Origin of the sequence: Methylocystis sp. (assembly GCF_050246715.1) — a bacterium.
Taxonomy (GTDB): Bacteria; Pseudomonadota; Alphaproteobacteria; order Rhizobiales; family Beijerinckiaceae; genus Methylocystis.
Window position 1 is genome coordinate 231,433 of sequence record NZ_JBFWVN010000001.1, and the last position, 21,032, is coordinate 252,464.

19 protein-coding genes and 1 riboswitch are annotated in these 21,032 nt (G+C 63.4%); of the genes, 9 read left to right on the top strand and 10 right to left on the bottom strand.

Annotated elements, in window-relative coordinates:
• Window positions 1–27 precede the first annotated feature (27 nt).
• The 4 genes from mnmG to AB7I51_RS01230 are packed head-to-tail and all read left to right on the top strand — an operon-like array spanning window position 28 to window position 4,202.
• Window positions 28–1,869 carry a tRNA uridine-5-carboxymethylaminomethyl(34) synthesis enzyme MnmG gene (gene mnmG / locus AB7I51_RS01215; protein ID WP_428402477.1) on the top strand — a complete coding sequence of 614 codons (1,842 nt, stop codon included), beginning with the start codon at window positions 28–30 and terminating at the stop codon, window positions 1,867–1,869.
• Window positions 1,866–2,504 carry a 16S rRNA (guanine(527)-N(7))-methyltransferase RsmG gene (rsmG, locus tag AB7I51_RS01220; RefSeq protein WP_428402476.1) on the top strand — a complete coding sequence of 213 codons (639 nt, stop codon included), beginning with the start codon at window positions 1,866–1,868 and terminating at the stop codon, window positions 2,502–2,504. Before mnmG ends, rsmG begins: the two co-directional genes overlap by 4 nt.
• Window positions 2,501–3,313, top strand: a complete 813-nt coding sequence (locus AB7I51_RS01225) for a ParA family protein (protein ID WP_428402475.1) — start codon at window positions 2,501–2,503, stop codon at window positions 3,311–3,313. The genes rsmG and AB7I51_RS01225 overlap by 4 nt, the downstream gene beginning before the upstream one ends.
• A gap of 19 nt (window positions 3,314–3,332) precedes the next feature.
• Window positions 3,333–4,202 (top strand): ParB/RepB/Spo0J family partition protein, encoded by an 870-nt coding sequence (locus AB7I51_RS01230; protein WP_428402474.1) that lies wholly within the window; start codon window positions 3,333–3,335, stop codon window positions 4,200–4,202.
• Window positions 4,203–4,445: 243 nt separating this feature from the next.
• Here the strand turns inward: AB7I51_RS01230 and AB7I51_RS01235 are convergent, their stop codons facing one another.
• The 6 genes from AB7I51_RS01235 to AB7I51_RS01260 all read right to left on the bottom strand — a co-directional run bounded on the left by AB7I51_RS01235 (window position 4,446) and on the right by AB7I51_RS01260 (window position 9,212).
• Window positions 4,446–4,949, bottom strand: coding sequence for a Spy/CpxP family protein refolding chaperone (locus tag AB7I51_RS01235; protein ID WP_428402473.1), 504 nt, complete (start codon window positions 4,947–4,949; stop codon window positions 4,446–4,448).
• Window positions 4,950–5,173: 224 nt separating this feature from the next.
• Window positions 5,174–5,890: a sulfate transporter family protein gene (locus AB7I51_RS01240; RefSeq protein WP_428402472.1), complete on the bottom strand. Its 717-nt coding sequence runs from the start codon at window positions 5,888–5,890 to the stop codon at window positions 5,174–5,176.
• Between the two features lie 312 nt (window positions 5,891–6,202).
• The gene (locus tag AB7I51_RS01245) at window positions 6,203–6,790 is read right to left on the bottom strand and encodes an SRPBCC family protein (protein WP_428402471.1); all 588 of its coding nucleotides are present in this window, start codon (window positions 6,788–6,790) and stop codon (window positions 6,203–6,205) included.
• A gap of 57 nt (window positions 6,791–6,847) precedes the next feature.
• A complete protein-coding gene (locus AB7I51_RS01250) occupies window positions 6,848–7,537 on the bottom strand; it encodes a 4'-phosphopantetheinyl transferase family protein (protein ID WP_428402470.1) in 690 nt (229 codons plus the stop codon).
• A 44-nt stretch (window positions 7,538–7,581) separates the two neighbouring features.
• On the bottom strand, window positions 7,582–8,631 hold the full coding sequence (locus tag AB7I51_RS01255) for an NAD(P)/FAD-dependent oxidoreductase (protein WP_428402469.1): 1,050 nt from the start codon (window positions 8,629–8,631) through the stop codon (window positions 7,582–7,584).
• A 191-nt stretch (window positions 8,632–8,822) separates the two neighbouring features.
• Window positions 8,823–9,212: a 2Fe-2S iron-sulfur cluster-binding protein gene (locus tag AB7I51_RS01260; protein WP_409981572.1), complete on the bottom strand. Its 390-nt coding sequence runs from the start codon at window positions 9,210–9,212 to the stop codon at window positions 8,823–8,825.
• A 231-nt stretch (window positions 9,213–9,443) separates the two neighbouring features.
• On the opposite strand from AB7I51_RS01260, the gene AB7I51_RS01265 reads away from it, so the two are divergent.
• Window positions 9,444–10,250 (top strand): methyltransferase domain-containing protein, encoded by an 807-nt coding sequence (locus AB7I51_RS01265; RefSeq protein ID WP_428402468.1) that lies wholly within the window; start codon window positions 9,444–9,446, stop codon window positions 10,248–10,250.
• 13 nt (window positions 10,251–10,263) lie between these two features.
• On the opposite strand, the gene AB7I51_RS01270 is transcribed toward AB7I51_RS01265, so the two are convergent.
• The 4 genes from AB7I51_RS01270 to AB7I51_RS01285 all read right to left on the bottom strand — a co-directional run bounded on the left by AB7I51_RS01270 (window position 10,264) and on the right by AB7I51_RS01285 (window position 14,020).
• Window positions 10,264–10,857 carry an ABC-type transport auxiliary lipoprotein family protein gene (locus tag AB7I51_RS01270; RefSeq protein WP_428402467.1) on the bottom strand — a complete coding sequence of 198 codons (594 nt, stop codon included), beginning with the start codon at window positions 10,855–10,857 and terminating at the stop codon, window positions 10,264–10,266.
• A 270-nt stretch (window positions 10,858–11,127) separates the two neighbouring features.
• A complete protein-coding gene (locus AB7I51_RS01275; protein ID WP_428402466.1) occupies window positions 11,128–12,033 on the bottom strand; it encodes an MlaD family protein in 906 nt (301 codons plus the stop codon).
• Window positions 12,006–12,863, bottom strand: a complete 858-nt coding sequence (locus AB7I51_RS01280; RefSeq protein WP_428402465.1) for an ABC transporter ATP-binding protein — start codon at window positions 12,861–12,863, stop codon at window positions 12,006–12,008. The genes AB7I51_RS01275 and AB7I51_RS01280 overlap by 28 nt, the downstream gene beginning before the upstream one ends.
• Window positions 12,864–12,871: 8 nt before the next feature.
• Window positions 12,872–14,020 (bottom strand): ABC transporter permease, encoded by a 1,149-nt coding sequence (locus AB7I51_RS01285; RefSeq protein ID WP_428402464.1) that lies wholly within the window; start codon window positions 14,018–14,020, stop codon window positions 12,872–12,874.
• 309 nt (window positions 14,021–14,329) lie between these two features.
• Here AB7I51_RS01285 and dgcA point away from each other — a divergent pair, with 309 nt between their 5' ends.
• The 4 genes from dgcA (at window position 14,330) to AB7I51_RS01305 (ending at window position 21,022) form a co-directional block, all read left to right on the top strand.
• Entirely contained in the window at window positions 14,330–15,313 is a 984-nt protein-coding gene (dgcA, locus tag AB7I51_RS01290) for an N-acetyl-D-Glu racemase DgcA (protein ID WP_428402463.1), read from the top strand.
• Window positions 15,314–15,365: 52 nt separating this feature from the next.
• Window positions 15,366–15,426: riboswitch (Fluoride riboswitch) on the top strand.
• 173 nt (window positions 15,427–15,599) lie between these two features.
• Complete coding sequence (locus tag AB7I51_RS01295) at window positions 15,600–17,111, top strand: efflux transporter outer membrane subunit (RefSeq protein ID WP_428402462.1); 1,512 nt, start codon at window positions 15,600–15,602, stop codon at window positions 17,109–17,111.
• A gap of 37 nt (window positions 17,112–17,148) precedes the next feature.
• Window positions 17,149–18,339, top strand: a complete 1,191-nt coding sequence (locus tag AB7I51_RS01300; RefSeq protein WP_428402461.1) for an efflux RND transporter periplasmic adaptor subunit — start codon at window positions 17,149–17,151, stop codon at window positions 18,337–18,339.
• A 121-nt stretch (window positions 18,340–18,460) separates the two neighbouring features.
• Window positions 18,461–21,022 (top strand): plasma-membrane proton-efflux P-type ATPase, encoded by a 2,562-nt coding sequence (locus AB7I51_RS01305; RefSeq protein ID WP_428402460.1) that lies wholly within the window; start codon window positions 18,461–18,463, stop codon window positions 21,020–21,022.
• The last annotated feature ends 10 nt before the right edge of the window (window positions 21,023–21,032 follow it).

The window sequence follows — 21,032 nt, forward strand, 5'->3', positions numbered from 1 at the left end:
TATGTTTCACGTGAAACAGGCTCAGCGATGAAGCATTTCGACGTGATTGTGATCGGCGGCGGGCACGCCGGCTGCGAGGCTGCGGCCGCGGCGGCGCGCCTTGGCGCGCGCACCGCGCTCGTCACTCAGAATCGCGACAAAATCGGCGAAATGTCCTGCAATCCGGCGATCGGCGGACTGGGGAAGGGCCAGCTCGTTCGCGAGATCGATGCGCTCGACGGTCTGATGGGACGCGTCGCCGACGCCGCCGGCATCCAGTTCCGGGTGCTCAACCGCTCGAAGGGCCCGGCGGTCCGTGGTCCGCGGGCCCAGGCCGACCGAAAACTTTATCGCGCGGCGATGCAGGCGGCGCTGGCTGAGACCGGACATCTGACCATCGTCGAAGCTTCCGTCGAAGATCTTTTGGTGGAGCGGGACGAAATTCGCGGGGTCGTCACGCCCGACGTGCAAATTCAGGCCTCGGCCGTCGTCGTCGCCACCGGCACATTTCTCGGCGGCATGATCCATATCGGCGACCAACGGACGCCCGCCGGCAGGATGGGCGACGCGCCGTCGAACGCGCTGAGCCGGCGCTTGCGGGCGGCGAACTTCGCCGTGGCGCGGCTCAAGACCGGCACGCCGCCTCGACTCGACGGCCGCACCATCCGCTGGGCGGCGCTGGAAGAGCAGTGGGGCGATCCGACGCCCGAGCCTTTCTCCTATCTGACGACGGCGATCGAAAACCGCCAGATCGCCTGCGCCGTCACCCGCACGACGGCGGCAGCGCACCAGATCATCCGCGACGATCTGCATCGCTCGCCCTTGCGCACCGGGGCGATCTCAGGGCCTGGCCCGCGCTATTGTCCCTCGATCGAGGATAAGGTCACGCGTTTCGCCGACCGCGACGCGCATCAGATTTTCCTCGAACCTGAGGGGCTCGAGGACGACACCGTTTATCCGAACGGCGTTTCGACCTCGCTGCCGGAAGCGTCCCAGCGGGCCTTCATCAAAGCCATTCCGGGGCTGGAAGAGACGCGCATTCTGCGGCCTGGCTATGCGATCGAATATGATTATGTCGATCCGCGGGAACTGTCGGCGACGCTCGAAACCAAGCGGATTCGAGGGCTTTTCTTCGCCGGCCAGATCAACGGCACCACCGGCTATGAGGAGGCGGCGGCGCAGGGTCTGCTCGCCGGGCTCAATGCCGCGCGCCACGCAGGGGGAAGGGATGCGATCGTCTTCGATCGGGCCGAAGCCTATCTCGGCGTGATGATCGACGATCTGGTCACTCGCGGGGTCAGCGAGCCCTATCGCATGTTCACCTCGCGGGCCGAATATCGTCTGTCGCTGCGCGCCGATAACGCCGATGAACGCCTGACGCCACGCGGGATCGAGATCGGCTGCGTCGGCGCGCGCCGCGCGGCCCATTATCAGGACCGCGCCGCCCGTCTTGCCGCTGCGCGAAGCCTGCTGCAGACGCGCGAACTCACCTCATCGGCGGCGCTGCGCCAGGGTCTGCCGGTCAATCAGGACGGTCTGCGCCGCAGCGCCTATGCGCTGCTGTCATTCCCCGACATTACGCTCAATCGCCTCGCGTCGATCTGGCCAGAACTCGACGGGATCGATGCCGAAACGGCCGTGCGGCTGGAGACCGAGGCCCGCTACGCGGTCTATCTCGACCGCCAGCAGGCCGATATTGACGCGTATCGACGCGACGAGCGCCTGGCGCTGCCCGAGGGACTCGACTATGCGGCGATCGCCGGCCTCTCGGCGGAATTGCAGGGCAAGTTGAGCTATCTGCGGCCGCGCACCATCGGCCAGGCGCAGCGCATCGACGGCATGACGCCTTCGGCGCTCACGCTGCTGGCGGCGCGGGCGCGCCGGGCGTGACGGGAGAAGCCGGGCGGGAAGAGTCGATCAGGCTCTTCCCGGAGCTCGTACGTATCGAGGCTGAGCTCGTCGCTTACGCGTCGCTGCTGAAGCGCTGGCAGGCGAAGATCAATCTCGTATCCGCCGCGACGCTCGACGACATTTGGTTGCGGCATTTCGCCGATTCGGCGCAGGTCCATGCGGCGGCGCCGCTCATCACGCGCTGGGCGGATATCGGGTCGGGCGCCGGCTTTCCGGGGCTGGTGACGGCGCTGCTGTTGAAAGCAACGCCGGGCGCCGAGGTCCACCTGATTGAAAGCGATCGGCGCAAGGCGAGTTTCCTGCGCGCTGTTTCACGTGAAACAGCGGTGCCAGCCATCATCCATGCCGAGCGAATTGAAAGCGTTCTGCCCGCATTGGCAGGGCAAATCGACGGCGTCAGCGCCCGCGCGCTCGCGCCCCTGACGCGCCTCGTGCACCTTGCGGAGCGCCCGCTAAAAGAAGGCGCGATTGGCGTATTTTTAAAGGGGGAAGAATGGCGAGACGAATTGACCGCCGTTGAAGCGCTCGGTAGTTTCACTTGCGAGTCGGCGGAAAGCCGCACCCGCAAGGGCGCGCGCATCGTCGTGATCAAGCGCAAGGCTTCCCCATCGTGACCGCTTCGTCTTCGCCGCGCATCCTTGTGCTGGCCAATCAAAAGGGCGGCGTGGGCAAGACGACCACCGCCATCAATCTTGGCACCGCGCTCGCGGCGGTCGGCGAGGACGTTCTCGTCATCGACCTCGACCCGCAGGGCAACGCCTCGACCGGTCTCGGCATCGATCGCCAACATCGGCCGATCTCGACCTATGACGTGCTGCTCGGCGAATCGAGCCTCGCCGACGCCATCATCGCCACGGCGGTGCCGCGCCTGTCGATCGCGCCATCGACGCTCGATCTGCTGGGGGTCGAGCTCGAAATCGCCAATGACAAGGATCGCGCCTACAGGTTGAAACGCGCCTTTGCCGAATTGGCGGCGGAACATGATGATGAGCGGCGCTACAGCTATATTCTCATCGACTGCCCGCCATCGCTAAATCTATTAACAATCAATGCATTAGCTAGCAGCGACGCCGTCGTTGTGCCATTGCAGTGCGAATTTTTTGCGCTCGAAGGCCTGTCGCAGCTGCTTTCGACCGTCGAACAGGTCAAGCAGACTCTCAATCAAAAGTTGTCGATCCACGGCGTCGTTCTGACGATGTACGACCCGCGCAACAATCTCGCCAATCAGGTCGCCGCCGACGTGCGCCGATTCATGGGCGAGAAGGTCTATGACACGATGATCCCGCGCAACGTCAGGGTTTCCGAGGCGCCGTCGCATGGCAAGCCGGTGCTGCTCTATGACCTCAAATGCGCCGGCAGCCAGGCCTATTTGAAGCTCGCCTCGGAAGTGATCCAGCGCGAGAAGCGGCTGCGTGCGGCCTAACCAAGAGGAGAGTCTCGACATGGCGGAGGACTCGCGTCGCCGGCTCGGCCGCGGACTGGCGGCGCTTCTCGGCGACGCCGCCGCTGACGCCGCGCCCGCAGAGCGGCCGCGCGGTCCGCGCAAGGCGCCGATCGAATTCCTGCGCGCCAATCCGCGCAATCCGCGCACCTCATTTGGCGAGGAAGATCTCGCCGAACTGACCGCATCGATCCGCGAAAAGGGCGTCATCCAGCCGATCGTCGTGCGCGTCATCGCCGGCGTCGCCGACGCTTATGAAATCATCGCCGGCGAAAGGCGTTGGCGCGCGGCGCAGATGGCGGGCCTCTGCGACGTGCCGGTTGTCATCCATGAGGCCGACGACAAGGAAGCGCTGGAACTCGCAATCATCGAAAATGTGCAGCGCGCCGATCTCAATGCGATCGAGGAAGCGAAGGGCTATGAGCGGCTCGGCGCCGAGTTTGGCTATGCGCATGGCGACATCGCGAAAATCATCGGCAAGAGCCGCTCTCACATCGCCAATACGATACGTCTCTTGAATTTGCCGGAAGCGGCGAAAAAGCTTGTCAGCGAAGGCGCGATTTCAGCCGGCCACGCGCGTGCGCTTCTCGCGGTCGCCGACCCAGCCGCGGTGGCGCGGCGCATCGTCGAACAAGGACTAACCGTTCGTGACGTCGAACGGCTGGCTCAAGAGCAAAGCAAGAAGATTCGGCCGTCGAAAAAATCTGCGCCTGTCGCCAAGGACGCCGATACGCGCGCGATCGAAAAGACGTTGAGCGACGCGCTTGGCTTGAACGTCGAACTGCGGCCGAACGGCGAGAAGGGCGAAATACGGATCAAATATCGCTCGCTCGAACAGCTTGAGGCGCTCTGCCGTCTCCTCAGCGAATAGACTTTCGCGTGCGAACGCCGACGATCATCCGCCCTTTGCAGACTCGCCGACGCCAATGCCGATCAATCAGGCCCTCCGTCGGCATATTCGCCGACAAGGTCTTCGTTATGGCATGCGTTCGACAAGTCGAAATTCGTCAACGCCAGCGGAACCTGTCAGTCATGATCTGCGGTCGTTGACGCGGCGTGGCGGACGGCAGGCGCGGGCAGAAATTTAAATTTCCTGCTCGCGCCTGCGCCTCGATTAATGCTTCGTGTGCATTGCCCAGTGGCCGTGCCCATGGGGTTTCAGCACATGGAAGAGCAGCACGGCGAAACGGTGCTTCTGCGCATCGTCAAGACTGTCGAAGAGCGGTTTCGCTGCGTCCGCGAGCTTGCCGAGCTCTACGCCTCGCGCCGTGAGACCTTGGGATCGCAGCCGCAGTCCTTCAATGACATTGTGATGTTCGTGAATGTCGTCCCATTTTTCGTGCATGTCGGCTCGGCGATCCGCGCGCGCTTTCGCAACTTCGCGTAAAGCGGTTTCGAATGCGGGCCATGATTTCTCCTGCGCCACGGTAAGCTTTAAGCCAACCTTTAAGGCGGCTACCCGTGCGTCCAGGAAAGCCGCGCGATCTTCCGGAGAGAAACCGTGATCACTGGCTTCAGCGGGCTGATCGGTCGCAGGTGGGGCGGCAAAGGCGGTCCCTGACAGACCGGCCGCAGCCAACATCGCCGCGGACATCAAGGTGATGAGTTGTTTGCGCAAGACACGGGCCTCGTAGGTAGGGATGGTTCGTCCCCCCTCATGTATGTTTGCGCCAGCGAACGCCAAATTAAGCTTTGGTAAGGAGTGACGCGCCCGCCGCGACAGTGTGACGTTGCTCTCCGCCGCCTTTGCGTTCTTCGTTTACAGCGCAGATAGCGCCCCTTTGGACGCCATCGCGGACTCCATTTCGCTGCGATTCAGGCGTAGCCTATGCACCAATCCGCCTAGCGATAAGGACGTCGCAGTTCGTCGGATTGCGCCTCTTGGCTGCGAAGTTTAGGCGACAGCATCCGGTGAATGCGGGTCATGAAAGCGACGGCGAAGAGCGGCGTCAGCACATTCAATCCCGGCGTCGCGACGAAGACGGCGATCAACAGTCCGGCGATGAAAAGCCGAAACGCGTGGCGCCGCCGCAGCTCTTCCGACTCTTGCAGCGAACGAAAGCGCGTCGCGGCGAATAGAAAATATTCGCGACCGAAGAGATAGGCGTTGGCGAGGAGAAAGGCTGCGGCGTTTATTCCCGGCACGAACAATAGCAGCAGCGCGAAGAAATTGACGATCGCCGACACGACCGCAAAGCGCAGCGCCATGAAAATCGCCTGAGTCGCGGGAATGGCGCGCCCGCGCTGTCCCTCCGGATAGAGATCCGCTTCGACATGATCGGCGAGATCGTCAAGGAACAGTCCCGATACCAGCACGGAGACCGGCGCGATGAGAAAGGCCATCAGGAAGAACAGCCCCGCGCCGGTGGCATAGGCCAGCGCCGTCCGCAGCCAGGGATGATCGACCATCACGAAGGAGAGAGCGAGCCTGTCGAGACCGGCCCATGCCAAGGCCAGCATCAGAAAGGTCATGCCGAGACTCTTGACGAGCACCGCGCGGAACGGCGGCGTCATGATTTGTCGCAGGGCCGCCAGAGCGGCGTCGAACATTTCGGTCATGGCGAGTCGATCATGGCGAGTGAATTATGGCGAATGAGTCATACGAATTCCGGCTGATCCGTTCGCTTGGGCCGTGTCATTCCCGGCAGGCCGACGGCCTGACCGGGAATCCAGGGCCAATCCAAGAACGCTGTTTTGCTCAGGATTCCCGATCGCGCGCATTGCGCGCGTCGGGAATGACATCCGAGCAGATCAAACGGAATTCGTATCACGGCGGATTGATCATAGCGGCGCCTGAGTCGCGTCGTATCCGCCATGCAGATGGCGTGTCGCGGGACGCAACGCAAGCGCCGCTTCGCTTCATCCGCCGAGCTATTTCGCTAATTGCGCGCCAAGATTGGCGAGGCCTTTCTCGAATTGGTCGCCGAGCATCTTGTCGCGGCTGATGAAGATGTTCATCGCCCTCCCAATCAGGCTGGTTTTGCCCGACATGCTCCATGCGACATGAGTCTTGCCGGTTCCGGAAACGCCGCCAAATCCCAGCGCGCGCGTGAGCCATCCGCTTTCACTCACTTCACCCTCGGGAGAAAGTACAAAGGTTACGTTGCTGGTTGCCACGAATGGCTTGCGCATATCGAGACTGAGGTCGACGCGCTCACTCGGCCGACTGTCGACGATCGTTAGGCGGCCCGCGCCGACTTTTTTGTCGCCGGACCATTCGAAGGCTGCGCCGGGACCGGCGCCGGGACCCTCGTAGCGGGTGTCGGCGTTCGGATCGAGCTTGGCCCAGGGAGACCATGATTCCCAATTGCGAAGATCGTTGATCGCCGCGAACACCTTGCGCGGCGGCGCGTCGATCACCGCCTCGCGTCGCACCATGAAACTGTCCGGCTGAACTAAAATGGCCAATGCAAGCAAAGCGGCGCCGATGCAAATCACGAGAAGTAGAAAGTCGATCATGAATCCTCCTCCGATGGCTGCGCGTGACGAACCCGCGACAAAATTAGCGCGCATGGTTCAGGCTTCAAACGATCGCATTGCCGCAGCCAGCGCAGATGCATGCGCTTCCTCGATGCGAAAATTTGCTTCGCCTAGCGCCGCCGCCGCGATGAAGAAACCGCCGCGCCGCCACTGCGCGACGACATAGTTCTCGCCAGAATCACAGGTAATGACGGGCGGCGACAGTCTGACGACGATGCTGTCGAGTCCCCGCGCCAGTCCGCGCCCGTCGGCCTTCAAGACGGCTTCCTTGAGAGTCCAAATCGCAAAAAAAATTTCGCTCTGCGCGACCGGATCGGATTGAGCGCGTAAAAGCGCCGCTTCTTCGGGCGCGAAGTAACGTTCGGCGACTTTTTGAGCGTTTCGTGGCGTAAGAGCGGATTCGACGTCGACGCCGATCTCGCGCCCCCAGGCGATCGCCACGGCGGCCATGCCGCGCGTGTGCGAGAGGCTGACGCTAAGACCGGCGCGCGGGGCGCATAGAAAGGGCTTGCCGTGCGGCGTCGCGTCAAAACGCCATTCGCGGGGCGAAATGTTGATAGAACGCTCGGAAAGGCGCGCGCGCAACAGCGCATGCGCGGCGACATAGGCGCAGCGGTCGGATTCAAAAGCGAAACGCTGCGCCCGCGCGTCTTCGGATTCATCGAGAAGCGCCGCGAGCTTTGGCCATTCATCGTCGGCGATCGCCGTAACGTCGATGAACGACACATCGACGACGTCGGCGGAGCCTTCGTGAGCAGCGTTGGCCGACGTCAGGAGACTCCGAGCTTCTTTTGAAGATTGGTCGAAGACGTCGTGTATTGGAAGAGAAGCTTCTTGTCGGGATAGATGTAGCGATGCGCCTTCTGTGAAGCGAGCGCGGCTTCATGAAAGCCCGAAAGAATGAGCTTCAATTTGCCCGGATAGGAATTGATGTCGCCGACGGCGAAAATGCCGGGATGACTCGTCTCGAATTTTTCAGTGTCGACGGGAACGAGATTCTCATTGAGCTGAAGTCCCCAATCGGCGACCGGACCAAGCTTCATGGTGAGGCCGAAGAAGGGCATCAGCCGCTCGCAGGCGACTTTCTCTTCGACGCCGTCATTGCCCTTGAGCGTGGCGCTGATCATTTCGCCGTCTTCGCCTTCGACGGCGGTGATCTGGCCGAGCCTGAAGTCGATCTTGCGCGCCGCCGCAAGCTCCTGCATCGCCGCGACGGAATGCGGGGCAGCGCGGAACTGGTCGCGGCGATGCACGAGCGTAAGGCTTTTCGCCACCGGCTGGAGATTGAGCGTCCAGTCGAGCGCCGAATCGCCGCCGCCGACGATCACGACATTCTTGTCGCGGAAATCCTCCATGCGGCGCACGGCGTAAAACACCGACTTGCCTTCATAGGAGTCGATCTTGGGGATCGGCGGCTTTTTGGGCTGGAACGATCCGCCGCCCGCAGCGACGAAGACGACCTTGGCGTGAAAAATCTTGCCGGCGTCCGTGGTCAGCCGAAATTCCGGCTTTTCGGGCGTTCCAAGCGAGACCAGGGTTTCGACCATTTCATTGAAGTGAAAAGTCGGGCGAAACGGTTCGATCTGCTTGAGAAGATTGTCGGTCAGCTCCTGGCCGGTGCAGACCGGCAGGCCGGGAATGTCGTAGATCGGCTTTTCGGGATAGAGTTCGGAACATTGGCCGCCGGCGCGCGGCAGAATGTCGATGACATGCGCCTTGATATCGAGAAGGCCGAGCTCAAACACCGAGAAAAGACCTGCGGGACCGGCGCCGACGATGACGACATCGGTTTCGATCGCGGCTTCTTTAAGTTGGTTCATGGTCAATTCCCAGTAAATGCCTCAAATTGTTGAAGAGGGAAGACGCTGTTGGCGCAGCGTCGCGACTCGGCCCCGCTTGCGGCGAGACGCCTCTTGCGCCCGCCGCCTGAAAATTCAGCGCCGTCTTCGTTCGTCTATCGCATTTGTCGGGAGATTCAAACCAGCGCGGACGCGATATGGAATAATTGGCGTCAGCCCTGCTGGGCAGGGGTCGTGACGACCAGTCCCTCGAGTTCCGGCCTGACGGTGATTTGGCAGCACAGCCTCGAATTCGGCTTCACGTCAAAGGCGAAGTCGAGCATATCCTCTTCCATCTGCGACGGTTTGCCGGTTTTTTCCGTCCAGTTTTCATCGACATAGACGTGGCAGGTGGCGCAAGCGCAGGCGCCGCCGCACTCGGCGGCGATTTCGGGAATGTCGTTGCGGCGCGCGGTCTCCATCACGGTGGAGCCGACCTCGCCCTCGACGGTGCGGGCTTGACCCTGTGAATCGATGAAGGTGATCTTGACCTTTGTCGGCGCGCCGCCACCCGGTTCCGCGCCATAGCGGGTCGCAGCATCCTCAAAGCTCATCTTCGCCATGACGCTCGTCTCTTCCTCGTCCATGCTCAAAGTTCGGGGCGCTTCCGCTCGCCGCTGGGCGGAACGCCGCGACCCTCGTTCGTCCACGCCGCGCGCGGTTCGCCGGCGGGCGCCTAAATCGTCGCCGTCCAGTTACCACCCGTCCGTTTGCGGCGCTAGCCCCTCCGAGCGCGCGCAACCCTGGGCCACATTCCCGCGATTCAGCGGCTTTGAGTCGCAGGAGCTGCGCTAATGGCGGACATCGCTTCGAGCTTCCGCCACGCCGACGGCGCGATGCGGTCCGAGCTGACCCGCTGTCTCGATTTCATGAATGGGACGCCCTTTTTCAAGCGCTACAAGAAGGAGAGCTGGGACGCCCTGCAAATATCGGGACAGGCCGAGATATTGGACGTGGCCTGCGGGGTCGGCTTTGACGTCATCGAACTGGCGCGGCGCTGCCCGCGCGCCGAAATCTACGGGCTCGATCCGTCGCTGGGCTTTCTCGAACTCGCGCGGGAACGCGCGCGGGGCTTGTCGAACGCGCGCTTCGTCGCTGGCGACTCCCGCCGCCTGCCGTTCAACGACAATTGCTTCGACGCGGTCAGGATCGACCGATCCCTGCAGCATATCTACGCCCCCATCGAAACCTTGCGCGAGATGGTTCGGGTGACGCGCAGTGGGGGCAGGATCGTCGTCGCCGAGCCCGATTGGGGAACTTTTTTCGTCTACAACGGCGATCTCGCGACCGGCGCCAAGATCGCCGGATTTTGGGAAAAATCTTTCGCCAATCCCTTTATCGGCAGAGAAGCCGGCGTTCTGCTCCAAGAGTGCGGCGTCGCGAACATCGGCTGCCGGGCGCATGCGCTCATCGTCAGGAACGGCGAGGAGGCGGAGATTATTTTCGATCTGACGCGCGTGACGGAAAATTGCGTGTCGGCGAACGCCTTGACGCAAGAGGAGGCGGATCGCTGGCGCCAGTCGACGCAGGCGGCCTGCCGGAGCGCCGGGTTTCTCGCCTGCCTCAACATCATGCTGTGGGAAGGTTTGGTCTCGAAATGAGCGCTGGCGCGATCTACTTCGCGACGCGCGCCCATTGGCCGATGCGCAGCGACACGCGCGCCGCGGCGTCGCTGAGCGCCCGCGCCGCCTGCGAGCCGACGTGATCCGGGGCCGGCGTCTCTTCGACGAAGATTCGCGCCGCCCGCGCCCGCCCGCCGCCATCGATGAGTTCGACCGAAACTTCAATGACGGCGAGATCGCGGGCAATGTCGATTTCAAAGCGCCGCACGTCGGTCTGCAACTTGATTGGCGCGCCGATGTTGGAAGAGCCTGAAAGGCCGCATTGCCGAAGCGCTTCGATCAGGCGGCGCTGAAAAAGACGCGGCAAAGGGTCGGACCATTGCACGCCGGGAAGAACGGCGACGCTGTCATCGGCCGCGCGAACCACGATTCGATCCGACGAGGTCGGCGCGACCGCCGCAGGCTCGGGAACATAAACCGCGGGGCCGGCGCGTAGCGCGACGCTGCGCAAAGGGCCTGTGTCGGCGGTCAGATCGAAGGTCTCGCGCGGCGCGCTGGCGCAGCCTGCGACGATCAGCGCGAGCAATGCAAGCGCTGTCGTCCGCGTCGCCTTGCGTTGCGTCGACGTGGACGCCGTCAGTTTCATACCGCCCCGTCGCCCCATTTCGCCCGCGCGCCGAGTCGGGCTACGTCCTTCTATCCGATCCGCGCATCGGCTCAAAGCCACGCTTGGCGGCCCTTGATCGCTTAAGCATTTGGACGCGCTCGCCCACATGCGCATGACATGATCGGTCTCAAAACTTAGCGCGCGATTTACGCGAAAAGCAGGCGTCCGCATTTTCGCCAGCCGCGCGTTCGTTTCTTGGTTTGACGCATTTTCTGCGCCGAACCGGCATCCACTTCGGCGGGAAATGCTCTACCGGCCCTGATATTCCGGCACGGAGGGGGACGCTCCGAAGATGAATTGTGAGGGGTTTTTCTCGACCGAACGCAACGTGCGATCGAATGTGTCGACCGCCTTGCGCCCATCGACCGCAAGCTGCTCATATTCGCGAAGGCCCGTCGCGGCGAAGCGGTTGATGCGTTCCGACGCGCCGACGATATTGCCGGTGATCGCCTTGATCTGCTTGGGGTCGATCGACGCGATCAATTTTTCGCCGGCCGCCAGCACCTTGTCGAGTCGCGCCGCCACGGGCTTCATCGATTGCGCGACAGCGGACGCGTCCTGGATGAAGCTTGCGATGGAAGCTGAATTGTCGGCGAGCGACTTGCTGACTTTCTCGGCGTTTTTGAGCGTCGCCGTGATCGACGCGCCATTGTCGTCGATCAGGCTGTCGAGTTTCGTGAGAACCTCGGCGGCCTTGGTCGACAGGTTCTGAACATTGCCGAGCAAATTCTGGATTTCGGAGCGTTCGGCCTGGATGAGAGGATATTTCTGCTCCTTTTGCGCCGTCAGGCGCGGCGCGCCGGGCGTGCCGCCGACCAGCAAAACGTCGGAGACGCCGGTAAAGCCCCGTGTCTCGAGGCGCGCGCGGGTATCGGTCTTGACCGGCGTTCTGCTGTCGATCCTGACCAGCACGTCGACCTTGCTCGGGTCCTGTTCGGAAATTCCAAGATGCGTGACCTCGCCGACCTTCACGCCATTGAACAGCACCGAGGAGCCCCGGGTCAGCCCCGAGACTGAGCCGGTGAAGACGATCTGATAAGTTTCCTGCTTGCCAAGCTGGCTTGGTCCCGAGAACCAGTAGACGAAAAGGAAGGCGGCGACGGCCGCCGCCAGCGTGAAAGCGCCGATCAGGGCGTAGTTGGCGCGGGTTTCCATTCTTCGTCCTTATGCTCGATGCGCGCCGCGGTCAGTCGGCCGCCGCGCACGCCGTGGAAATAGGCTTTCAGCCACGGGTGGTCGGAATCAAGCAAGGTTTCCAAGGGCCCTGCGGCGATGACCCGACCTTCCGCAAGCGCCGCCACCCTGTCGCAGATAGAATACAGGCTATCGAGGTCATGCGTCACCATGAACACGGTCAGCCCGAGAGTCTGCTGCAGCGTGCCGATCAGCTCGTCGAATTCAGCGGCGCTGATCGGATCGAGCCCCGACGTTGGCTCGTCCAGGAACACAAGCTCGGGATCAAGCGCCAAGGCGCGCGCCAGGGCCGCGCGCTTCACCATGCCGCCCGATAATTCTGACGGAAATTTGTCGGCGGCGTCTGGAGTGAGGCCAACCAGCTCGAGCTTGAGCATGGCCAGCTCGTCCATAAGATGCTGCGAAAGTTCGCGGGTTTCGCGCATCGGCATCTGAATGTTCTGCTTGACGGTAAGCCCCGAGAAAAGCGCCCCATTCTGAAACAATACGCCCCAGCGCTGCTCAAGCATTCGGCGTTCGGCCGGCGCCAGGGCGTCCCGATCCTGCCCAAATATCCGAATGGCGCCGCCGCGCGGCGGCACAAGTCCGAGGATCGCGCGGGTAAGGACGGATTTGCCCTGCCCGGACCCGCCGACGACGCCGAGCACCTCGCCGCGGAAAACGTCGAGGTTGAGACCCTTCATGATGGTTTTGTCGCCAAAGCCGACGACAAGGTCGCGCACGCTGATGATGACGTCGCGATTTTGCCGCTGTTGAACGGCGCCGTTGGCCAAGGTCGAGGGGCTGCTCATTCGCGCGCTCAATAGTCGATCGACGCGAAAAATACGGCGAACACCCCATCCATCACAATGACCATGAAGATGGATTTCACCACCGAGGACGTGACCTGCCGGCCGAGCGATTCGGCGGAGCCTTTCGTCGCGAGCCCGTCCATCGAGGCGATAAGGCCAATGACCAGCGCCATGAAGGGCGCTTTGATGATGCCGACGAGAAATGTGTGCAGCGCGATCGCTTCCTTGAGCAGCGAGGCGAAAGCCACCGGGCTGATGCCGCCGTACCACCAGGACACGACCATGCCGCCAAACAACGCCGCCATGTCCGCGATGAAGGTCAGGATCGGCAGCGAGATCACGAGGCCGAGCACGCGCGGCGCGATCAGCACCTCGATGGGCGAAAGTCCCATTACCAGCAGCGCGTCGATCTCCTCGCGCATTTTCATCGAACCGAGTTCGGCGGTGATCGCCGAGCCCGACCGGCCGGCGATCATGATCGACGTGAGCAGAACGCCGAGTTCGCGCAAGACCAGGATGCCAATCAGGCTCACAGTGTAGCTCGACGCGCCAAACTTCAGGAGCTGGAAAATGCCTTGCTGCGCGACGATGCCGCCGACCAGCACATTGATGAGAACGATAATCGGAACGCTACGAAAACCGATGAGTTCGATTTGCGCGATGAGCGAGGTCAGCCTGAACCTTTGCGGACGGCTCGCCACATAGATCATCGACGCAACGAATTCGCCGAGAAAGCTGACGCCGCGATAAAATTCGCGAAGGGCGTCAACGGTCGACTGGCCGAGGTCAGACAACAGGACGATGATGAGATTGAGATTGGGCTGCGGCGGCTCCTCGAAGGTGCGATAATGCGCCTCTTCGAGCAGGGTGGAAAATTCCGGACGGACATGTTCGAGCGCGACGGCGACGTCGCGACGCGCCAGTTCATGCCGCGCGCGATTGATCAGCCATGCGCCGGCGGTGTCGAGTTGCGAAACCTGTGCGAGATCAAAGACCACCAACCGGTCGCGCCTTGCCTCCTCGACAATGCGACGCGCCTCCTCCTCCAGACGATGAGAGGCGACCAGAGTCCAATCTCCCGACAGCGACAGCCGCACGCCTTCCGGCGAAGACCGGCGCGCGAATTGGGGCGGGCGCTCCATCGTCGCGACGGTCATCGGGATTCGCTCTGCGCTAGATCACGCTGCATTTGGGCGGAATCGCCCAAATGCAGATAACGTGATCGATTCCAAAAGATTAGAGCGCGCTTAACGCGAAAAACCGGTTCCCACTTTTTCGCAGCGCGCTCTACCGACAATAATCGGCTCATCGATGGCGTCATCCTATCCGCCGATTATGGCGCGCCGCCGACGCCGGCACGCGCGGCTGAACGAAAAACGTGATAACCCCGTGAATTGACGCCAGCAAGCGCGTCTGCGCACAGCGCGGCGAACGCGGCTCAGGCGGCGCGAGCGTCGGAGAGCGAATTGACGCGAAAATTATCCGTAGCCGTAGAGACTTATCCGATCGCCGGCCGCTTTGTGATTTCGCGCGGGGCCAAGACCGAGGCCGTGGTCGTGACCGCGACTTTGACTGAAAGCCGCGGCGTCGGACGGGGCGAATGCGTGCCTTACGCCCGATATGGCGAAAGCGTCGACAGCGTCGTCGCGACAATTGAAAGCGTGCGCGCCGCGCTTGAGGCCGGCGCCGACCGGGCGGATTTGCAGCGGCTCCTGCCGGCCGGGGCGGCGCGCAATGCGCTCGACTGCGCGCTCTGGGACCTCGAGGCCAAGCTTTCCGGCGCGCCGGCCTATGCGACGGCCGGCTTTGATGCGCTTTCGCCGCTCGTGACGGCCTATACGATTTCGGTCGGCGCGCCCGAGGAGATGCGCGCCGCGGCGGCGAAGGCGGCTGATCGGCCGCTGCTGAAGATCAAGCTTGCCGGAGAAGGCGACGAAGCGCGGCTCGCGGCGGTGCGCGCGGGAGCGCCCGATTCGACCCTGATCGTCGACGCCAATGAATCATGGGATGAGGAATCTCTCCCCCGCCGGCTCGCGATCTGCGCCGACTACGACGTCGCGCTTGTCGAGCAGCCGCTGCCGGCCGGCCGCGACGAAGCGCTCGCGAGCCTTGCGCATGTCGTGCCGATCTGCGCCGACGAAAGCGTGCATGACCGCGCCTCGCTTGCGCCGCTGAAAGGCCGCTACGACGCGATCAACGTCAAGCTCGACAAGACCGGCGGGCTTACCGAAGCATTGGCGCTTTGCCGCGCGGCGCAGGACGTGGGCTTTTCGATCATGGCCGGCTGCATGGTGGGGACCTCTCTCGCCATGGCGCCGGCCGCGCTCGTTGGTCAGATGGCCAATTTCGTCGACCTCGACGGGCCGCTGCTCCTCGCCCGCGATCGCATTCCCGGACTGCTCTATGAGGGTTCGACTCTTCTCCCCCCCGCCGCAAATCTGTGGGGATAGCGCGGGCGCGGTCTGGACTTATTGACCGCCGGAGCTTTGGTAAACTAAAGTTTAAGAGGATGGGGATGGAGTTCCCCGATAACCGCCGAAAGGCTGATGACTCCTACGATCTCGCCGCCGCGTTTGCCGACCGTTGGCGCAGGGTAGGAGTGTCCTCTTGCACCAAGGGCCCGCAGACCGTCGTACGCCTTCCGGCCTGCGCCCGAGCCGCGGGCGAGTCGCCGCACGACCTATCGGCGCGGTTCGGTTCAGCGCGCGGCGCAGACGCGTCTGTTGCGGAATCCCGGTGGCGCTCTTCCTCGCCGGCTGCGCGCCCACCACGCAAGGCGAGCGCGCGCAGTTTCTCGGCGCGCCGGCCATGGAGCGCACGCTTGCAAGGTCCGGGCTCAAAGTCGCCGACGAAACCGCCTGGCCGCGCGAAGAATGGTGGCGCGCCTTCCGCAGCGCCGAGCTCGACGGCGTCATCGACAAGGCGTTGCGCGACAATCAGAGCCTGAGGAAGGCGGAAGACTCGCTGCGGAGCGCCGACGCGCTTGTGCAGGTCGCCGGAGCGCGGCTTCTTCCGGAGGTTCAGGCGACCTTCGGCATGCGGCAGTCGCGCAATCCTCTGCATGGCGTCGTGGCCTCCTATAATCCGGCGCAGGGCGGATTGGAGAAGACCATGGCCTTCATCAATCCGCTGGCGCTGACCTATGAGTTCGACTTCTGGCAGAAGAACCGGGCGCTGCTTGACGCGGCGATCGGCGAGTCGGCGGCGCAGGAGGCCGAACTCGAACAGGCGCGGCTGCTGCTGACCGCCTCGGTCGCGCGCGCCTATCTACGCGGCTACGCCGCGGCGCGCCAGCTGGAAGTGGCGAAAGCCTTGACGCGGATGCGGCGCGATCTGGTGTCGCTCGCCGAGACCCGCTATCGCACGGGTCTCGACTCCTTGGACGGGGTGCAAGCCGCCCGCGGCGAATTCGAGAACGCCGTGAGGCGCGAAGCCGCGGCGCAGGCGCTCCTGAGCTTGCAGCAGGACGCGCTCGCGCGACTCATGGGCGAAGGGCCCGACGCGGCGCGCACCCTTTACGCCGGCCGCCGCGCCCCGGCGCCGGCCTTGCCGCCGCTGCCGCGAAGCCTGCCCGTCGAACTGCTCGTCCATCGCCCCGATCTCGCCGCCGCTTTGCGCCGCGCCGAGGCGGCGGCGGCGCGCATTCACGTCGCCAAGACGCTGTTTCTTCCTTCGGTCGACCTTGCGATCACCGGCGGCTTCGAGGGCTCGGTGACATCGACGAAAATCAGCAAGCTCGCTGGCTATCTCTTCACGCCTTCGGCGATCGGCTACGCCGTCTCGCCCGGACTGCGCCTGCCCGTCTTCCAGGGCGGCAGGCTCAGCGGCAATCTGGAGGGGCAGCGCGCCGATTTCGATCAGGCCGTCGATTCCTACAATGAGACGCTGCTGCAGGCCGCCCAGCAAGTCGCCGACGCCAGCGTCAATCTCAAGCGCGCCTGCGCCGAATATGAGGCGCAGAGCCGCTTTCTGCGCGTGGCGCGTACGCAATACGACCTCGCGCAAACGCGCCTGCGCGACGGGCTGAAGGACCGCCGCGAAATCGTCACGCAGCACGCCGATCTCCTCGAATCCGGCTTCGCGCAACGGGCGCTCGAAGGCGACCGTCTGGTCGCCGCCGTCGATCTTTATCAGGCGCTCGGCGGCGGCTATGCCGGCGGTCCGCCGCCGGACGCGCCGAAGCCGGCGCCCGAGGCCGACCCCTTAACGCCGGCCGTCGAGGCGATCCAGTCGCTTGGCGGCGGCTGAGCGCATCACTTTAAAGAGAAGAACGCGAACCCGGTCGATGCCGCTTTCCCGCAAAAACATCCGCTCCCGCAGAGAATTTCTGCTCAAGATCGTCATTGCGGCGGCGCTGATCGGCGCGGTCATCGCGCTGCTGCAATGGTTTTTTTATGGGCGCGACTGGGTGACGACGGACAACGCCTATGTCGCCGGCAACATCATTCCGGTGCAAGCGGACGCCACGGGAGTGGTCGCCGCGGTTCTGGCGGAAGAAACCCAATTCGTGAAGAAAGACGCGACGCTTGTTCGCCTCGATGGACAGCGCGCGAGAGCGGTTCTTGCGCACGCCGAAGCCGAACTCGGCCGGGCCGTCCGCGCCGTCGGCGCGCTATACGCGCAGCGCCGCCAGGTCTGCCAAAAGGTCATTTCGCGCGCCGCGATCCGGGACAAGACGCGACATGATCTTGCGCGATATCGGCAGGCCGCGGCGAGCGGCGCGTCGTCGCGGCAGGTGCTGCAGAACGCCGAGGATCAGCTCGCCGCGCAGGAAGCCGATCTGCGCGAGGCGCAGGCGGAATATCAGGCGGTCGAGGCGCGGGTCGGCGGCGTGACCCGAATGAACCATCCCGACATCGAGGCCGCCAAAGCCAGATACAATGAAGCCTATATTGAGTTCGCGCGCCAGAACATCCGGGCGCCGGCAAGCGGTTATGTCGCCAAACGTCGCGTCCAGGTCGGCGAACGGGTGCGTCCCGGCGACGCGATTCTCGATATTGTGCCGCTCGACCATCTTTGGGTGGAAGCGAACCTCTGGGAAAACAGAATGGCCCGGGTTCGTCCCGGACAGCCGGCGATCATCACCGTCGACCTCTACGGATCGAAACAGATCTATCACGGAGAAGTGGTCGGACTCGTTCCCGGCTCCGGCGCCGTCTTCGCGACGCTTCCTCCCGATAACGCCGTCGGCAATTTCATTCGAATCGTGCAGCGCATTCCGGTGCGAATTGCTTTGCGGACGGACGAGCTGGAAAAGCAACCCTTGCGTCCCGGCCTGTCCACGGTCGCCTCGATCGACGTATCCGGGCCGCTGGAGTCGCCGAACCACTCAATCGTGAAGACCACCGCGAACGAATATCTGACCAATGTCTACGACAAGGATCTCGCGGATGCGAAGGCGCGCGCGGACAAGATCGTCAAGGATAACATCGCCGGCGCGTCGGATGACGGCGCGCCTTGCGGCGCCGCCGAATAGGCTGCGCAAGATCAGCTTCGACAAAGCGCGCGCCGCTTTCGGCGGCGCTATTGGCGAGCGCCGGATCGCGGCCTAACATCCGATTCGGATATTTTGAAGCAGAACATATGGGAGAGAAGCCATGCCGGACGCCAGCGCGAATTCGTCGGCAGGCCAATCTTCGCCAGCATTTTCCCTGGACCCGACGCAGACGAAAATCGCGCAGCGACTTGAGGCGCTGAAGACGAGCGAACACGGCCTGACGTCTCAGGAAGCGGCGCGACGCCTTGTCGAATATGGCCGCAACGCGCTCGAGGACAGGACCGAAAGCAAATGGCGCCGTCTGCTGAAATATTTCTGGGGACCGCTGCCCTTCCTCATCGAAGCCGCGGCGGTGATTTCCGGCGTGCGCAAGGACTGGCCGGATTTCGGCGTCGTCACCGGCCTTCTCGTCTATAACGCCGTCGTCGGCTTCTGGCAGGACAACAAGGCCGCGAATGCGCTTGCGGCGCTGAAAAAAAATCTAGCGCCCCGCGCGCGCGTGCAGCGCGACGGCGCCTGGACGACGATCCCCGCCGCCGAACTGACGCCGGGCGATATCGTCAGCGTCGCTGCGGGACAGATCGTCCCGGCGGATCTTTTCCTCATCGAAGGCGACTATCTGAGCTGCGATCAGGCGGCGCTCACCGGCGAATCGCTGCCGGTCTCCAAGAAGATCGGCGACGACGCTTATTCCGGCGCGATCGCCAAACAGGGCGCGATGACCGGCGTGGTGACGGCGACGGGCGATCGCACCTTCTTCGGCCGCACCGCGAAGCTTGTCGGCGCCGCCGGCGCGGTTTCGCATTCGCAGCGCGCGGTGACGCAGGTCGGCGATTTTCTGCTGCTGCTCGCCTTCTTGCTGGCGCTGCTTCTCGTCGGCGCGCAGCTCTATCGCGAAGTCATCGCGCCGGATATCTGGCGCTGGGACCGCGTCGGCTCCATCGCCCAATATGTGCTGGTGCTGCTGATCGCTTCAATCCCGGTCGCGCTGCCGGCGGTCATGTCGGTGACGATGGCGATCGGCGCCTATGCGCTTTCCTTGCAGAAGGCCATCGTTTCGCGCCTCAACGCGATCGAGGAGCTTGCCGGAGTCGATGTGCTGTGCAGCGACAAGACCGGCACGCTGACCATGAACCGGCTCACGGTGCAAAACGCCGTTCCCTATGGCGCATTCAAGAGCGACGACGTGCTGCTCTTCGCCGCGCTGGCGACTCAAAGAAGCAGCGACGACGCCATCGACCTCGCAGTGATGGCGGCGTTGCCGGCGCATGATTCGCTCGACGGTTTCAAGCAGAAAGCCTTTACGCCGTTCGATCCCGTCAGCAAACGCACGATCTCAACGATGGCCGACGCCGCTGGCGGCGTCCGCCACTACGCGAAAGGGGCGCCGCAGGCGATTTCCGCGCTCGTCAGGCCCGATTCGCAAACGCTGCAACGCTATCAAAACGAGGTGACGACGCTCGCCGCCAAGGGCCAGCGCGCGCTGGGCGTCGCCATGTCGGAAGACGGCGCCAGATGGTCGCTCGTCGGACTGATCTCGCTCATGGATCCGCCGCGCGCCGACGCCAAGGCGACGATCGCCGAGGCGCGCGCGCTTGGTCTCAACGTCAAGATGGTGACCGGCGACGACGTCGCCATCGGCGATGAGATCGCCGCCCAGCTCGGCATGGGCTCGCATCTTCTCGTCGCCAGCGACGTGTTCAAAAGCGGCGTGAAGGCCGACGCTTTGCCGCGCAGCGTCATCGAAACGGTGGAGCGGGCCGACGGTTTCGGCAGGGTGTTTCCCGAGCACAAATATGAGATCGTCAAGGCGCTACAGTCGGTCGGCCATATCGTCGCGATGACCGGCGACGGCGTCAACGACGCGCCGGCGCTCAAACAGGCCGATTGCGGCATCGCCGTCAGCGGCGCGACTGACGCCGCGCGAAGCGCCGCGGCGCTGATCCTCACGGCGCCGGGGCTTTCCACGATCGTCAACGCGATCCGCGTGTCTCGCCAGATTTTCCAACGCATCGAAAGCTACATCCACTATCGCATCGCGATGACGCTCGACATTATGATCGTCGTGGTCGCCTCAATCGTATTTTTAGAATTTCAGCCACTGACCGCGATCATGATCGTCGCGCTCGCCCTCCTCGACGACATTCCGATCATGACCATCGCCTATGATAATGTTCCGGTCGCGCCGCAGCCGGTCAGATGGGATATGCATCGCATCTTCATTTTCGCTTCGCTGATGGGGCTGCTCGCGGTGGCCGAGACCTTCGGTTTCCTGCTGATCGGCATGCGCTGGATGCTCGACGATTCGCTGCAGTCGATCATCCCGATCGACCCCGGCCAGCTGCAGACTCTGCTGTTTCTGCAGCTCGCCGTCGGCGGTCATCTGCTGCTGTTCAGCGTGCGCACCAAGAAGTTGATTTTTGCGCCGCCCTATCCGAGCGCGAGATTATTCTGGGCGATCGCCGCGACTCAGGTCGCGGCGGTGCTGCTCTGCCTCTATGGCGTTGGCGTCGACGCCGTTCCCGGCGTGGCGATCGTCGGCGTGTGGCTCTACTGCCTGCTCTGGGTTGTTGCGGCGGAAATCGTAAAGGCCATCTATTGGCGTCTGGCGGACCAGCGCGAAAGAGACTTGACGGCCAGCGGCGTCTCTCTTGCCGGTTGATGGAGAGCGA